The following is a 14771-nucleotide window of genomic DNA, read 5'->3' as shown; positions in this document are numbered from 1 at the left end:
CGGGCGGGCTAGCGCGCGGTCACGTCGAAGTTGTGGCGGAACACGTTGTCCGGGTCCACCTCAGCCTTCAGCGCGCGCAGACGCTCGAGCGTCGCCGGCGGGAACGCCTCCGCCACCCGCTCCGGATCACGGCTCGTCTCGAAGCTCGCGTACAACCCGACCATGTGCTCGCGCAGCGGCGCCCACACCCGCTCCAACGATTCCTCGGACCGGCCCATCGCCGAGACCGCGAACTGCGCACCCCGGTGCGCGAACGCCGTCGCCTCCGCCGGCACGTCCGCCGTCGCACCACCGAGCGCACGGATCTGGAAGAAGTAGATCTCGCCCGACGCCAACGCCTCCGCAGCCGCCCGCGCAAAGTCCGGCGTCACATGCTCCAGCAGACCCGACCGGGAGTGGGGCTCACCGTCAGAGACGTGCCCCTCCTCCGGAGCGTTCGCGATCACCGCCTCGTACGTCGTCAGCCGCACGTCCTGCCCGTACAACGGCGAGATCGCCGCGATCGGCTGCAGCCGCTCCACGATCGTCTCCGCATCGTCCGAGACCACCATCGACATCGTCTGCACCACAGGCGGCTGCCCCGCCCGCGGCGCCCCCGTCAGCAAGAAGCTCGTCAGGTCGCGCGGCGCCGACTCGACCACCGCACCCCACCGCACCAGGTAGTCCACCGGGTCCGAGAAGTCCTGCGTCAGCACCCCCCAGCCGACCTCGCCCACCTCGCCAGCCTCGATCTCGAACGACGTCACCACACCCAGGTTGCCGCCCGCCCCGCGTACACCCCAGAACAGCTCCCCGTTCTCGTCTGCGCTCGCACGCACCACCGACCCGTCCGCGAGCACTATCTCCACCGCCCGCACCCGGTCGATCGTCAGCCCCTGCGACCGGCTCAGGAAGCCCACACCGCCCGCCGTCGCGAGGCCGCCCACGCCCACACCACCGAAGTCGCCCGACGTCACCGCCCACCCGAACGGCGAGAGCGCCCGCGCCACGTCCATCCAGCGTGCCCCCGGCTCCACCCGCACGAGCCGCGCCGCCTCGTCCAGCACCTCGACCTTGTTCATGCGCGACAGGTCCAGCACCAGGCCACCGTCGTTCGTCGACCGGCCCGAGATGCCGTGCCCGCCCGAGCGCACCCCCAGGTCCAGGTCCGGGTGCCGACGCGCGAACGCGAGCGCGTCGGCCACCTCCGCCGTGCTGCGCGGCCGCAGCACCAGGCCCGGGCTGCCGCCGCGCATGTACCCGCCACGAAGACGGTGGAACTCGCGGTCGCCCGGCTCCACCGCGAGCTCGCGCAACGACTCGGGAACGTCGTCGTACGCGACGCCCTCGCGGCGCAGCGCGAGCGACGCCCGCGGCCGCACCCGCACACCCGCAGAACCACCCGGCACCTCGCGGTCCACGGCGTCCCGCAGCGCAGGCGCGACGTCCTGCGCGAACTCCCGCAGCACGTTCGGGTCGTCGCTCGCGACGATGAACGTCCCCGCCCCCTGCTCGACGACGAGCGGCAGCAGGTCCTCGACCCACGACTCGGCCGGGCCGTCGAGGAAGCCCCGCCGCACGGGCGTGAAGCGCCCGTTGATGTTGAGCAGACGCCGCACCTCGCGCGGGTCACGCCCCGCCGCCTCCGCCGCCTCGTCGATCGCCGCGTTGCCGCGCGCGAACGCCCTGGTCCCGTCGCCGCCGTCGTCCTGCGCGAGGTAGGAGAGGGAGGGCAGCCAGCCGTCCGCCTTGCGGCCCACGAGCCGCAGCATGCGCGGCTTGAGCGCGCCCAACCAGATCGGTACGTCGTGCGCGGGCGCAGGGCCGCGCTTCGCGCCGTCGACCCGGTGGAACGTCCCGTCCACCCGCAGCAGCGAGCGCTCGTGCGTCGCCCACACGCCGCGAATGATGTCGATCGCCTCCTCGAGCGCCGTCACGCCCTCGCCCGGCGTCAGGCGCTTCGCGCCCATCGCCTCGATCGCGTCCCAGAAGACGCCTGCACCCAGCCCCAGGTCCACGCGGCCACCCGAGAGCAGGTCGAGGCTCGCGACCGACCGCGCGAGCACCGCCGGCGGACGTAGCGGCAGGTTGTGCACGTTCGCCGCCACCCGGATCCGGCTCGTCTGCGCCGCGACCCAGCTCATGAGCGTCCACGTGTCGAGGAACGCCGGCTGGTACGGGTGGTCCTGGAACGTCACGACGTCGTACCCGAGCTCCTCGCTCAGCTGCGCGAGCGCGACCGTCGCGCTCGGCTGCGCGGCGCCCGGAGTGATGAAGGTGCCCAGCTCGAGGCGGTGACCGTAGTGCACTTGCTGCTCCTGCGTCCGACGGGCCGGCGCCCGTGCGCCGACGGGGGAGGGCTGACCTGCCGCTCCACCTGACCGCACAACCGCGCCACCGCGGCCAGCATTCCGTGAGGGAGCGACGGGCCACGGAGGGTAACCTTGACTCTCGTGGCCACCACCGACTTCTCCGCCGAGATCAGCGCCCTGCGGGCGACCCTGAGCACGATCAGTGCCGTGAGCGACCCCGAGGCGCTCCGCGCGCGCATCGAGGACCTGTCCCAGCAGGCCGCCGCCCCGGACCTGTGGGACGACACCGACAAGGCGCAGAAGGTCACCACCGCGCTCTCCCAGGCGCAGAACGAGCTCGAGCGCATCACCTCGATGGAGTCGCGCATCGACGACCTCGAGACGCTCGTCGAGATGGCGACCGAGGGCGAGGGGGACGACGACGCGGAGACGCTCGCCGAGGCCGAGGCCGAGCTCCTGACGATCCGCAAGGACCTCGACCAGCTCGAGGTCCGCACCCTCCTGTCGGGCGAGTACGACGCCCGTGAGGCCGTCGTCACGATCCGCGCTGGCGCAGGCGGCGTCGACGCCGCCGACTTCGCCGAGATGCTCATGCGCATGTACCTGCGCTGGGCCGAGCGCCACGGCTACCCGACCGCGGTCCTCGACACGTCCTACGCAGAAGAGGCCGGCCTCAAGTCCGCCACCTTCGAGGTCAAGGCGCCCTACGCGTTCGGCCACCTGTCCGTCGAGGCCGGCACGCACCGCCTCGTGCGCATCTCGCCGTTCGACAACCAGGGCCGCCGCCAGACGTCCTTCGCCGCCGTCGAGGTCATCCCGCTCATCGAGCAGACCGACTCGATCGACATCCCCGAGAACGAGATCAAGGTCGACGTCTTCCGTTCGTCCGGCCCCGGCGGCCAGTCGGTCAACACGACCGACTCCGCCGTCCGCCTCACGCACCTGCCGACCGGCATCGTCGTGTCGATGCAGAACGAAAAGTCGCAGATCCAGAACCGCGCCGCCGCCATGCGCGTCCTCCAGTCGCGACTCCTCCTCGAGCGTCAGGCCGAGGAGAAGGCGAAGAAGAAGGAGCTCGCCGGCGACATCAAGGCGAGCTGGGGCGACCAGATGCGCTCCTACGTGCTGCAGCCGTACCAGATGGTCAAGGACCTGCGCACCGAGCACGAGGTCGGCAACACCGGCGCCGTGTTCGACGGCGACATCGACGACTTCATCGAGGCCGGCATCCGCTGGCGGCGCTCCAAGCGCGACTGACCTCACCGCGGGAGGCGCGTCCAGAACGCTCCCAGAGGGCTCTCAGGACGGCCGACGGCGGCGTGTCCGCCCCGAACTCGGCCGCAGGTCTGCCTACGCTCGACGAGGCTCACCGTGGTCTGGGGTCGCGACGCGACCCACCACGGGGCTGTCGGTCGTCCTGGCCGACCGGCACGAAGGAACGGAACCGGCACCCCACGTGATTCGCCTGGAGAACGTCACCAAGATCTACGCCCGCGGGGCGCGACCCGCGCTCAGCTCGATCTCCCTCGAGATCGAGCGAGGCGAGTTCGTGTTCCTCGTGGGCGCGTCCGGCTCGGGCAAGTCCACCTTCCTGCGGCTCGCGCTGCGCGAGGAGCGCCCGACGTCGGGAACGATCCTCGTCGCGGGCAAGGACCTCTCGACGCTGTCGAGCTGGAAGGTCCCCGCCCTGCGCCGCCAGATCGGCGCCGTGTTCCAGGACTTCCGCCTGCTGCCCAACAAGACGGTCTTCGAGAACGTCGCGTTCGCGCTCCAGGTGATCGGCAAGCCCAAGCACCACATCGAGACCGTCGTCCCCGACGTCCTCGAGATGGTGGGCCTCGGCGGCAAGGAGAAGCGCCGCCCGCACGAGCTCTCCGGCGGTGAGCAGCAGCGCGTCGCGATCGCGCGCGCGTTCGTCAACCGCCCGCCGATCCTGCTGTGCGACGAGCCGACCGGCAACCTCGACCCGACGACCTCCCTGGGGATCATGCGCCTCCTCGACCGCATCAACCGCACCGGCACGACCGTCGTCATGGCGACGCACGACGACGAGATCGTGGACCAGATGCGCAAGCGCGTCATCGAGCTGTCCGCGGGCGAGCTCGTCCGCGACCAGCACCGTGGCGTGTACGGCTCGGCGCGCTGAGGGACGGGCTCATGAGACTTCAGTTCATCCTCTCCGAGATCGGCATCGGGCTGCGTCGCAACCTGTCGATGACCATCTCCGTCATCCTCGTCACGTTCGTCTCGCTCACGTTCGTGGGCGCGGCGAGCCTCCTGCAGATGCAGGTGTCCAAGCTCAAGGACGACTGGTACGGCAAGGTCGAGGTCACGGTCCTGCTGTGCCCGACCGGCTCGTCGAAGGTCCAGTGCGCGTCCGGCGAGGCCACGCCTGAGCAGGTCTCCGACCTCGAGGCGCTCATCGCGTCGCCCGAGCTCGCCCCGGAGATCCAGGAGGTGTGGTTCGAGACGAAGGAGCAGGCCTTCGAGTCCTTCCAGGAGTACTTCTCCGGGCAGGACTGGGCCGAGGCGATCCGCGTCGAGGACATGCAGGCGTCCTTCCGCATCAAGCTCGTCAACCCGGAGAACTACCAGGTCGTCTCCGACGTCCTCACAGGCCGTCCGGGCGTCGAGAGCGTCGAGGACCAGCGCAAGATCTTCGACTCGCTGTTCCTCGTGCTCAACCGCGCGTCCGTGCTCGCGGTCGGGCTGGCCGCCGTCATGCTCCTCGCCGCGGTCCTGCTCATCACGACGACGATCCGGTTGTCGGCGCTGAGCCGCCGCCGCGAGACGGGCATCATGCGCCTCGTCGGTGCGAGCAACCTGTTCATCCAGCTGCCGTTCATGCTCGAGGGTGCGCTCGCCGCGGCCCTCGGCGCGGTGCTCGCCGTGGGCGGGCTGTGGCTCGGCGTGAAGTACCTCGTGACCGACTGGCTCGCGGGGGAGGTCTCGTGGGTGCCGCTCGTCGGCGTCGGCGAGGTCTGGACGATCGCCCCGCTGCTCCTCGCCGTCGCGATCGTCCTTGCCGCCATCTCCTCCCTGGTGACCCTCAACCGCTACACGAAGGTGTGACATGAGGAACCTGCGTCGCTCTCTCGCCGCCCTGCTCGTCGTCGGCCTCGTCGGGGTCGTCGCGCCCGCGCCTGCGGGTGCGGACACGCTCGACGACCTGCGCGCCCGGAAGGCCGCGGCGCAGAAGGCGCAGAGCGCCGCCGAGAAGGAGATCTCGGACCTCGAGGAGGACCTCGAGGACACCGACGCCGAGATGGCGGCCGCGTTCGTCGAGCTCAGGCGCGTCGAGGCGCTCCTGCCCGTCGCGCAGGCCGAGCTCGACGAGGCCGTCGCCACGCACACCAAGGCGCAGGCTGAGGCCGATGCGCTCGGCGAACGGCTCGAGGACGCCAAGGCGCAGGAGTCGCTCCTCGTCACGCAGGTCCAGGAGCAGGACGCTGCCGCCAAGGCGACGCGTGCGTCGATCGCCGAGCTTGCACGACGCGCCTACCGCGGCGAGGGGCGGGCGGACAGCCTCGGACTCGTCGTCGGTGCGTCAAGCACCGAGGAGTTCGTCAACCGCTATACGCTCTCCCAGACCGCCCTGCGCGCGCAGACGAACTCGCTGACCGACCTGCAGCAGGCCGAGGCGACGTCGCGCAACGCGCAGGCGCGGCTCGCGGGCGTCCGCGAGCAGATCACCGAGCTGAAGACCGAGGCCGACGCCGCCGTCGTCGCCGCGCAGGCCGCGCAAGCAGCCGCGGAGGAGAAGAAGCAGGAGGTCGCCAACCTCGTCGCCTCGCAGAAGACGCAGCTCGCCAAGATCGAGGCGCGCAAGCAGCAGCAGCTCGCCGCCAAGGCTAAGAAGGAAGCCGACGCCGCCGCGCTCGAGGACGAGATCCAGAAGGTCATCGGCCTGACCAAGAAGGAGAAGGCGCGGCTCGCGGCGATCCGCGAGGCGGAGCGCAAGCGCGCCGAGGAGGCCGCGAAGAAGGCTCTCGAGGAAGCGAAGAAGAAGGGCACCAAGCCGCCGACGACGCTCCCCGTGAACAACAACCCGCCGTCGAGCTCGAAGTTCCTCGCGTACCCGGTCAAGAACGTGCACATCACGTCGAGCTACGGGTACCGCATGCACCCTGTGCTGCACTACCTCCGCCTGCACGCCGGCACCGACTTCCGCGCGTACTGCGGCACCCCGATCTACGCAGCCGCGGGCGGCACGGTGCAGTGGGCGCGCTACGTGTCCGGTTTCGGCAACCAGGTCATGGTCAACCACGGCACAGTCAACGGCGCCAACCTCATGACGAGCTACAACCACTTCTCGAAGTTCGCCGTGTCCTCCGGGCAGAAGGTCAAGAAGGGGCAGCTCGTCGGTTACTCGGGCACGACCGGCACGAGCACCGCCTGCCACCTGCACTTCGAGGTGTACGTCAACGGGTCGACCGTCAACCCGATGTCGATGCTCTGAGCGGTTAATCGCTCGGGGGACCTGGCGCGCGCCGGGTACCCTGGATGGTCGCGGCCGATCGGCGCCGCAGCACGACTCATCCCGGAGGAGGGACGATGGTGAAGGGCAAGCTGTACCAGATCCCTGACGGATCCAAGAAGAGCCACCGGCCCGACGCCGGGCGGGTGCCGGTCAAGCAGATGATCGCGCAGAACAAGAAGGCGCGGCACGACTACGTGATCGAGGACGTCTACGAGGCGGGCATCGTCCTGTCCGGGACCGAGGTCAAGGCGCTGCGCGCCGGCCGCGCGTCCCTCGTCGACGGCTACGTCGCCGTCGACCGCGGCGAGGCGTGGCTCGAGAACGCGCACATCTCCGAGTACGCGCAGGGCACGTGGACCAACCACGCGCCGCGCCGCAAGCGCAAGCTCCTGCTGCACAAGAACGAGATCGTCCGGCTCGGCAACGACGTGCAGGCCAAGGGCCACACGATCGTCCCCCTGTCGATCTACTTCCTCGACGGTCGCGCGAAGGTCGAGATCGCCCTCGCACGAGGCAAGAAGGAGTACGACAAGCGCCAGACGCTCCGCGAGCGTCAGGACAACCTCGAGGCGCAGCGCGCCATGCGTCACCGCGAGATGAGCTGACGCGTTGCGCGACGGCCCGGCTCGTCCGGGCAGGTCCGACGTCGGACGGAGCGTGTCCGGTGCCACCACGAAAAACAGTGCAGGTCTTGAGCGGGGTGCTCTAGACTGGACTTGCTTGTCAGGCTCGCCCTCCGGGGCGGCGCCCGCGGGCGTTGCTTGACAACTGCACAGGGGGTGATCGGTTTCGACGGTGGTCGTGCTTCGAGGAGAAGCGGGCCGAGGATGCAGACTTATCTCGTTAACGATGTCTGCAAACCAATAGGTGCCGATTCCAAGCGCACCGACTTCGCCCTCGCCGCCTGAGCGAGCCCCGAAGTCCGTCAGCCCGGGATAGCTTCCGACCCGGTTCCTGGCGTCATCTAGGAAGCCACTGCTCACGTCGCTCGTCATCGGCGGCGTGGGGACTCTCAGATGACTGGGCCTGTCAGCAACATGTCTGCATGAGAGCTGGGGCCGAGAAAATCCACTAGCAGACTGCGCCCGGAGAAGTCCTGGATACGCGTCACCGGACCGGGGTTCGATTCCCCGCACCTCCACCCCTGCACGACGAAGGGCCCCGCCGCTGGCGGGGCCCTTCGTCGTGCCCGCCCCGATCATCCGCCCCCCGCACGCGTGGAACGCGGCGAGTGGGGCGGGCCTGGGGCTCGCTGCGGTGTCTGCTGCTCAGGGCGCCGCTTCGCCGGGCGGACGACCTCGCCGGGGGAGCGGGCCCGCGCCCCGGGGCGAGCGTCCAGCGCGGTCGAGAGCGTCGCGCAGGATCACCTCGATCTGGGCATTGACGCTGCGCAGGTCGTCGGCGGCCCAGTGCGCGACGGCGTCGTGCACGGCCGGGTCGAGGCGGAGCAGGACCTGCTTGCGCGCGGCACGGGTGGGGCGTGCCCTGCCCGCGCTGCTGCGGGCGTCCTCGTCGTGCGTGGTGCGGGGCGCGGGCTCGCCCGAGGAGGGCGGGGCACCGTCGGTGCCGCGCCCTGCCGGGGTGGTCGCGTCGTCGTGCACGTGTCAGCTGTAGAGGCTGCCGGTGTTGACGATCGGGGTGGCGCGCGAGTCGCCGCACAGGACGACGAGCAGGTTCGACACCATGGCGGCGCGGCGCTCGTCGTCGAGAGCGACGATCGAGTCGCGCTCGAGGCGTTCGAGCGCGGTCTCGACCATGCCGACCGCGCCCTCGACGATCTTCTCGCGGGCCGCGATGATCGCGCCGGCCTGCTGGCGCTGGAGCATCGCCTGGGCGATCTCGGGGGCGTAGGCGAGGTGCGAGATGCGTGCTTCGATGATCTCGACGCCGGCGAGCGCGACGCGCTCGGCGACCTCGTGGGCGAGCTCGGCGGAGACCTGGTCGGTCGATCCGCGCAGGGTGGCCTCGCCGTCGTCGGCGTTGTCGTAGGGGTGCGTGGTCGCGACGTGCCGGAGCGCGGCCTCGGACTGGACGCGGACGAAGTTGGCGTAGTCCTCGACGGCGAACGTGGCGCGGGCGGTGTCGGCGACCTGCCAGACGACGATGGCGCCGATGTTGACGGGGTTGCCGTCGGCGTCGTTGACCTTGAGCTCGCTCGTCTCGAAGTTGCGGACGCGTACGGAGACGGTCTTGCGGGAGGACAGCAGGGGCGTCAGGACGAGGCCGGTGCGGCGGACGGTGCCGATGTAGCGGCCGAAGAACTGGACGACCTTGGTCTGGCCGGGGTTGACGATCGTCAGGGCGCTGTAGACGAGGATCGACAGGATGGACAGGATCGAGCCGGCGACGGCGAGGAGGGCCTTGAGGGCGACCGGGTCGACGAGCCCGATCCCGATGAAGGCGCCGGCCGAGAGGGCGAGGAGCAGGGTCGCGCCTCCGAGGGCGGCCCATCCGTTGCGCATGGGGACGGTGCGCTCGTCGATCTCGACGCGGACGCCGTCATGGCCGACGGGGACGGTGCTGGGGGTGCCTCCGACGGACTGGTCTGCCTCGCTCATGGTCTGCCTCTCCTCGTGCTCATTGGTAGCAAAGTGATATCACTTTTCTGACCTCGAGCGCCAGCGGAAGGTCAGGCGAGGGAGAGGAAGAGCTTCTCGAGGCGTTCCTGGTCCGACGTCGACGGGTCGTCGGCGACGAGGCACTCGCGCATGCCGCCGGCGATGAGCGCGAAGCCGGCGCGGTCGAGCGCCTTGCTGACGGCTGCGACCTGCGTGAGGACGTCCTCGCACTCCCGGCCCTCGTCGAGCATCTTGATGATGCCGGCGATCTGGCCGTGCGCGCGCTTGAGCCGGGTGGTGACGGCCTGGGTGGTCTCGGGTGGGAGCTTCATGTGGACAGCATACCCCCGGGGGTGTATCGTGGCGAGCATCGGGTACCCCAGGGGGTATCTCTCACGAGAGCTGGAGGAGCAAGACATGTGCCGACCTGTGGCATGCAAGAAGTGCGGCAAGACGACCTGGGCGGGCTGCGGCCAGCACGTCGACTCCGTGATGGCGTCCGTGCCCAAGTCCGAGCAGTGCCGCTGCGCTAACGAGCCGCAGGCTGCGGTCGGCGCGCAGCAGAAGTCCGGCGGCTGGTTCTCCGGCCTCTTCGGCCGCTGACGAGGCGCGCCATGAGCACCCCGCAGGCCGCACCCCGCACGATCGTCATCGGCGGCGTCGCCGCCGGAATGTCCGCCGCCACCCGGCTGCGCAGGCTCGACGAGGACCGCGAGATCGTCGTCCTCGAGCGCGGCGAGCACGTCTCGTTCGCGAACTGCGGGCTGCCGTACCACGTCGGCGGCGTCATCGAGGACCGTGAGGCCCTCCTGCTGCAGACGCCCGCGTCGCTCGGAGCACGCTTCCGCCTCGACGTGCGCACGGGGCACGACGTCGTCGCGATCGACCGCGACGCCCGCACCGTGACCGCCCGGCTCCGGTCGGGCGAGGAGGTCGAGCTCGGCTACGACTCGCTCGTCATCGCGACGGGCGCATCACCGATCCGCCCCGCGCTCCCGGGCGCTGAGCGGGCGCACGTGCTGCGCGACGTCGCCGACGTCGACCGCATCGTCGCGGCAGTCGCCGCAGGACCGCGCACCGCCGCGATCGTCGGTGCGGGCTTCATCGGCGTCGAGCTCGCCGAGAACCTCGCGCTGCGTGGTCTCGACGTCACGGTCGTCGAGCTCGCGGACCAGGTCCTGCCGCCGCTCGACGTCGAGATGGCCGCGCTCGTGCGCGCCCGCCTCGAGGAGAACGGCGTCACGGTGCGCACCGGCGCTGCGGCGACGAGCGTCACCGAGACCACCCTCGTGCTCGACGACGGCTCGAGCGTCCCGGCGGACCTGCTCGTCATGGCCGTCGGCGTCTCGCCCGAGTCGCGTCTCGCCCGCGCGGCGGGACTCGAGACGGGGGAGCGCGGCGCCGTCGTCGTCGACGAGCAGCAGCGCACGAGCGACCCCGCGATCTTCGCCGTCGGCGACGTCGCGGTGAAGCGCGACGCGATCGGTGGCGGCGACGCGTTCGTCCCGCTCGCGCAGACCGCTAACCGTCACGGCCGCCTCGTCGCGGACGCGATCACCGGCCGTCCGGTCCGGTCCCAGCCTGTCCTCGGTACGGCGATCGTCGGGGTGTTCGGCCTGACCGCCGCATCCACCGGGTGGAGCGAGCGCCGTGCGCGCGCGGCAGGTCGTGACGTCCGTGTCATCCACACGCACCCGAGCGACCACGCCGGCTACTACCCGGGAGCGCGCCCGATGGCGCTCAAGCTCGTCGTCGACGCTGCGACGGACGAGATCCTCGGCGCGCAGGGTGTGGGCGAGGCAGGCGTCGACAAGCGGATCGACATCGTCGCGACGGCGATCCGTGGCGGGCTGCACGCGAGCGACCTCGCCGACCTCGAGCTTGCCTACGCGCCGCAGTTCGGCTCCGCGAAGGACCCCGTCAACATGCTCGGCATGATCGCGGAGAACCTCGCGTCCGGTCTGACCCGGTCGGTCCAGTGGCACGAGCTCGACGCCGCCCTGGCGGCGGGTGCGACGCTCGTCGACGTCCGGACCCCCGCCGAGCACGAGCGCGAGTCGATCCCTGGCGCGGTGAACATCCCGCTCGACGAGCTGCGCGAGCGGCACGGCGAGATCGGGGAGGGGCCGGTCGTGGTGCACTGCGCGGTCGGGCAGCGCGGTCACAGCGCCGCACGGCTGCTCGCGCAGCTCGGGCACGACGACGTCCGCAACCTCGACGGTGGCGTCCGCACCTGGAGCACAGCGACGCGGTAGCGCGCGCCGCAGCGCGGAGCCAGGACCACGCAGCACGACGCGGGCGCCCGCACCTCACCGGTGCGGGAGCCCGCGTCGTCGTGCCAGGGCGTCCCGGTTCGCCGTCGCGCGACGCCGGCGCCGTTATGGGGGGCGGACCCCGGACTCTGTGACGCTAGTTTTGCGCCCGTATTGCCGCAGGTGCAGCTCGGGCATCCGGGGCCGGTGGCGCACACCTCCTCGGACGGTTCTTCAGCGCGCGACGGCGAAGCCGCCGGTCCACGGGAGCTTCTCGCCGACGGCAAGGGTGAGCTGCAGGAACCCGACGGCCTCGAGCTCACGCGCCCGGGAGAGCGCTCCGGCGTCGACGGCGGAAACGCCGCCCGCGGTGATGGCGCCGATCAGCGCCGTCTTGGCGTCGGTGTCGTCCCCGGCGACGAGGACCGTGGTGGGCAGGCCGCCCACGGTCTTGGCGGAGAGCGTCGCAGCGAAGGTGGTGTTGAACGCCTTGAGGACCTTTGCGCCGGGGACGCGAGCGGCGATCTGCGCGGTCGCGGAGCTGTCGGACGGGACCACGAGCGAGTCGAACGTGGTGAAGTCGAGGGGGTTCGTGATGTCGACGACGACACGGCCGTCGAGCTGGTCGCCGTACGTCGCGAGCACGTCGTCGACGGCGGGGTAGGGGACGGCGAGGATGGCGGTGTCGCCCTGCACGGGGGTGTTCTCGCCGTGGCCGACGTACTGGACCGAGGCGCCGCCGTCGGCGAGCACGCCGCCGATCGCGTGGGCCATGTTGCCGGTGCCGATGATGGTGATCGTGGTCATGAGGAGCTCCTTCGACGGGGGTGATGGCGAGCGGGCGGCCCGGTTCCATCGACGCTACGCCGCATTGGTTGAAGCGTCAATCAATGCGCTAGGATGACGGCATGAACGACGACAGCACCACGATCGCCCCCGACGACAGCCCTTGGCTCAGCCCCGAGCAGCTGTCCGCCTGGGTGCGTTTCATCGGTGTCGTCGAGCTCCTGCCCGGCGTCCTCGACTCCCAGCTCCAGCGCGACAGCGGCCTGAGCCACTTCGAGTACTACGTCCTCGCGATCCTCTCCGAGGCCCCCGACCGCACGCTACGCATGACGGGGCTCGCCGCCCGCACCAACGCGACCCTGCCGCGACTGTCCCACGTCGTCACCCGGCTCGAGAAGCGCGGCCTCGTCGCCCGCGCTGTCTGCGACGAGGACCGCCGCGCGATGAACGCGCGTCTGACCGACGCCGGCTGGGACGCCGTCGTCGAGGCAGCCCCCGGCCACGCGCGCACCGTCCGCTCCCACGTGTTCGAGCCGCTCAGCGACGAGCAGGTCGCCCAGCTCCACATGATCAGCGACCTCATCCTCGGGAAGATCGACCCCGAAGGGCGCCGCTCCCTGCCCTACGGCCGTTGACGAGGTCCCCGACGGCCCGCACAGGCAGAAATCCCACGATCTCGCGGTTCGCGGTGCTACGTTCGGCCCGACGGCACCCTGCCGACGACCACCGGCCCCCACCCCAGGACATCCCATGAGCGAGACCGGCTACGGCGACTTCGAGTTCGAGCGGCGCTTCTTCGTCCGCGGACTTCCCGACGTGGTGCGCGACGATCCCACGCCCACGCTCATCGTGCAGTCCTACTTCCTCGCCGTCGACGGCTACGCCATGCGCCTGCGCGTCCAGGCCGACGGGATCGTCCTCGACCCGACGGTCGACCTCGACGCGGTCGACGTCCTCGACCTCCACGCGGACCGCTTCGACTTCTGCGCTCTCACCGTCAAGGGCCCGCAGGTCGGCGGGACCCGCTACGAGGCCGAGCGCGAGATCGACGTGCACGTCGGCATCGAGATGATGCGCCGCGGCGGAGCGCGCATCGTCAAGAACCGTTACTCCGCGTGGCTCGGCGACGACGGCTGGGTCGTCGACGTCTTCGCGGGCCGCAACCGCGGCCTCGTGATCGCGGAGTGCGAGCGCGGCGTCCCCGTGACGAACCTCAGCATCCCGTCGTTCTGCGTCACCGAGGTCACCGACGACCGCCGCTTCGCCAACGAGTCCCTCGCGCACACGCCGTTCCCGGCGTGGCAGCACCAGTTCGCGCGCGAGCTCGCCGACCGCGGCCCGACCTTCTCGTCGGGCTTCGGCACGAACACGCTCGCGAGCCCGCTCGCCTGAGCCGTCCGCACGCCCACGCGCGGCGTAGCACGACGCGGTCCGCACCTGTCGCTGCGAGCCCGCCCGGCGCCGTCGGGCAGGTTCAGCGTGATGCGCGCCCGCGCAGCTCGTCGATCTGGCGGCGCTCACGCTTCGTGGGGCGCCCGGCCCCTCGCTCGCGCATCGGCGCGAGCGGTGCCTCCGTCCGCGGAGGCGGCGGGGGAGTGAGGTCCTCGACCGCCTCGGCTGCGAGCGGGGCGCTCACGCGCTTCGTGAGGACCTGCCGGACGACGAGGATGCGCTCGCCCGCGTCCGTGCGTGCACGTACCTCGTCCCCGACGCGGACGGGCGACGACGGCTTCGCCTTCTCGCCGTTGACGCTCACGTGCCCGGCGCGGCACGCCGCGGCCGCGAGCGACCGCGTCCGGTAGACGCGCACCGCCCAGGTCCAGCTGTCCGCGCGGACCCTCGCACCGTCGGGCGCAGGGCTGCCCGGGCGCGGCGACGGGTCTCCGGGCGAGGTCACCCGAGCACTGTACCGACGCCCGGACGGGCCGGGCGTGTCACAGGGGGCGTCGTAGACTCGTGCTCATGAGCGAGACCCTCCCCGACCCCCACGGACCCTCCGCCCCGTCCGGCCCCACCGGCCCCGGCGGACCGAGCCGCGACGGCGGTGCCACGGGCCTGCTCGAGCGCGTCGAGCAGACGCAGGAGGTCGAGCCGGGGGACCACGAGCGCTTCTCGCACTACGTCCGCAAGGAGAAGATCCTCGCCTCCGCCGTCTCGGGGAACCCGGTGATCGCGCTGTGCGGCAAGGTCTGGGTGCCCGGGCGCGACCCGAACCGCTTCCCGGTGTGCCCGGTGTGCAAGGAGATCTACGAGGGCTTCCGCAAGCCCGAGGACGGCGACGGGAACGACGGCGCCGGCGACTCGGACAAGTGACGGGGGCCGCAGAGCAGCCCGACCTCTTCGCCTCCGCTCTCGAGGACCGCGTCCAGCGGGCCCGGGAACGTTCGGCGGAGCGCGCCCGAGC

At 71.2% G+C, this 14771-nt stretch carries 16 protein-coding genes and 1 other RNA gene; 11 read left to right on the top strand and 6 right to left on the bottom strand.

Annotation, left to right across the window (positions count from 1 at the left end):
• Positions 1-8: 8 nt before the first annotated feature.
• Complete coding sequence (locus tag ATL41_RS03955; protein ID WP_098457308.1) at positions 9-2288, bottom strand: LLM class flavin-dependent oxidoreductase; 2280 nt, start codon at positions 2286-2288, stop codon at positions 9-11.
• 144 nt (positions 2289-2432) lie between these two features.
• Between ATL41_RS03955 and prfB the strand changes: the two genes are divergently transcribed.
• The 6 genes from prfB to ssrA all read left to right on the top strand — a co-directional run bounded on the left by prfB (position 2433) and on the right by ssrA (position 7915).
• On the top strand, positions 2433-3548 hold the full coding sequence (gene prfB / locus ATL41_RS03950; protein ID WP_098457307.1) for a peptide chain release factor 2: 1116 nt from the start codon (positions 2433-2435) through the stop codon (positions 3546-3548).
• Between the two features lie 199 nt (positions 3549-3747).
• Positions 3748-4437: a cell division ATP-binding protein FtsE gene (ftsE, locus tag ATL41_RS03945; protein ID WP_098457306.1), complete on the top strand. Its 690-nt coding sequence runs from the start codon at positions 3748-3750 to the stop codon at positions 4435-4437.
• 11 nt (positions 4438-4448) lie between these two features.
• Positions 4449-5363, top strand: a complete 915-nt coding sequence (gene ftsX / locus ATL41_RS03940; protein ID WP_098457305.1) for a permease-like cell division protein FtsX — start codon at positions 4449-4451, stop codon at positions 5361-5363.
• 1 nt (position 5364) lies between these two features.
• On the top strand, positions 5365-6750 hold the full coding sequence (locus ATL41_RS03935) for a M23 family metallopeptidase (RefSeq protein WP_098457304.1): 1386 nt from the start codon (positions 5365-5367) through the stop codon (positions 6748-6750).
• 179 nt (positions 6751-6929) lie between these two features.
• Positions 6930-7376: an SsrA-binding protein SmpB gene (gene smpB / locus ATL41_RS03930; RefSeq protein WP_245854886.1), complete on the top strand. Its 447-nt coding sequence runs from the start codon at positions 6930-6932 to the stop codon at positions 7374-7376.
• 170 nt (positions 7377-7546) lie between these two features.
• Positions 7547-7915, top strand: a transfer-messenger RNA (tmRNA) gene (ssrA, locus tag ATL41_RS03925).
• 124 nt (positions 7916-8039) lie between these two features.
• On the opposite strand, the gene ATL41_RS13465 is transcribed toward ssrA, so the two are convergent.
• The 3 genes from ATL41_RS13465 to ATL41_RS03910 all read right to left on the bottom strand — a co-directional run bounded on the left by ATL41_RS13465 (position 8040) and on the right by ATL41_RS03910 (position 9661).
• Positions 8040-8372 (bottom strand): type II toxin-antitoxin system antitoxin, encoded by a 333-nt coding sequence (locus ATL41_RS13465; RefSeq protein WP_245854605.1) that lies wholly within the window; start codon positions 8370-8372, stop codon positions 8040-8042.
• Positions 8373-8375: 3 nt separating this feature from the next.
• On the bottom strand, positions 8376-9329 hold the full coding sequence (locus ATL41_RS03915; protein ID WP_098457302.1) for an SPFH domain-containing protein: 954 nt from the start codon (positions 9327-9329) through the stop codon (positions 8376-8378).
• Between the two features lie 71 nt (positions 9330-9400).
• Positions 9401-9661 (bottom strand): metal-sensitive transcriptional regulator, encoded by a 261-nt coding sequence (locus tag ATL41_RS03910; protein ID WP_098457301.1) that lies wholly within the window; start codon positions 9659-9661, stop codon positions 9401-9403.
• An 85-nt stretch (positions 9662-9746) separates the two neighbouring features.
• Here ATL41_RS03910 and ATL41_RS03905 point away from each other — a divergent pair, with 85 nt between their 5' ends.
• The gene (locus ATL41_RS03905; protein WP_098457300.1) at positions 9747-9932 is read left to right on the top strand and encodes a hypothetical protein; all 186 of its coding nucleotides are present in this window, start codon (positions 9747-9749) and stop codon (positions 9930-9932) included.
• An 11-nt stretch (positions 9933-9943) separates the two neighbouring features.
• Entirely contained in the window at positions 9944-11584 is a 1641-nt protein-coding gene (locus tag ATL41_RS03900) for an FAD-dependent oxidoreductase (protein WP_098457299.1), read from the top strand.
• Between the two features lie 231 nt (positions 11585-11815).
• Here ATL41_RS03900 and ATL41_RS03895 read toward each other — a convergent pair whose 3' ends face one another.
• Positions 11816-12388 (bottom strand): NADPH-dependent F420 reductase, encoded by a 573-nt coding sequence (locus ATL41_RS03895; protein WP_098457298.1) that lies wholly within the window; start codon positions 12386-12388, stop codon positions 11816-11818.
• Between the two features lie 101 nt (positions 12389-12489).
• Here ATL41_RS03895 and ATL41_RS03890 point away from each other — a divergent pair, with 101 nt between their 5' ends.
• Together ATL41_RS03890 and ATL41_RS03885 are read left to right on the top strand one after the other, a co-directional pair.
• On the top strand, positions 12490-13002 hold the full coding sequence (locus ATL41_RS03890) for a MarR family winged helix-turn-helix transcriptional regulator (protein ID WP_098457297.1): 513 nt from the start codon (positions 12490-12492) through the stop codon (positions 13000-13002).
• A gap of 115 nt (positions 13003-13117) precedes the next feature.
• Complete coding sequence (locus ATL41_RS03885; protein ID WP_098457296.1) at positions 13118-13759, top strand: CYTH domain-containing protein; 642 nt, start codon at positions 13118-13120, stop codon at positions 13757-13759.
• 82 nt (positions 13760-13841) lie between these two features.
• On the opposite strand, the gene ATL41_RS03880 is transcribed toward ATL41_RS03885, so the two are convergent.
• Positions 13842-14264 (bottom strand): RNA-binding S4 domain-containing protein, encoded by a 423-nt coding sequence (locus ATL41_RS03880; RefSeq protein ID WP_098457295.1) that lies wholly within the window; start codon positions 14262-14264, stop codon positions 13842-13844.
• A 65-nt stretch (positions 14265-14329) separates the two neighbouring features.
• Between ATL41_RS03880 and ATL41_RS03875 the strand changes: the two genes are divergently transcribed.
• Complete coding sequence (locus ATL41_RS03875) at positions 14330-14680, top strand: DUF3039 domain-containing protein (protein ID WP_098458911.1); 351 nt, start codon at positions 14330-14332, stop codon at positions 14678-14680.
• Positions 14681-14771 lie beyond the last annotated feature (91 nt).

It is taken from the genome of Flavimobilis soli (genome assembly GCF_002564025.1).
GTDB classification, from domain to species: domain Bacteria; phylum Actinomycetota; class Actinomycetes; order Actinomycetales; family Cellulomonadaceae; genus Flavimobilis; species Flavimobilis soli.
This window is presented reverse-complemented; position numbering and strand designations above follow the sequence as displayed.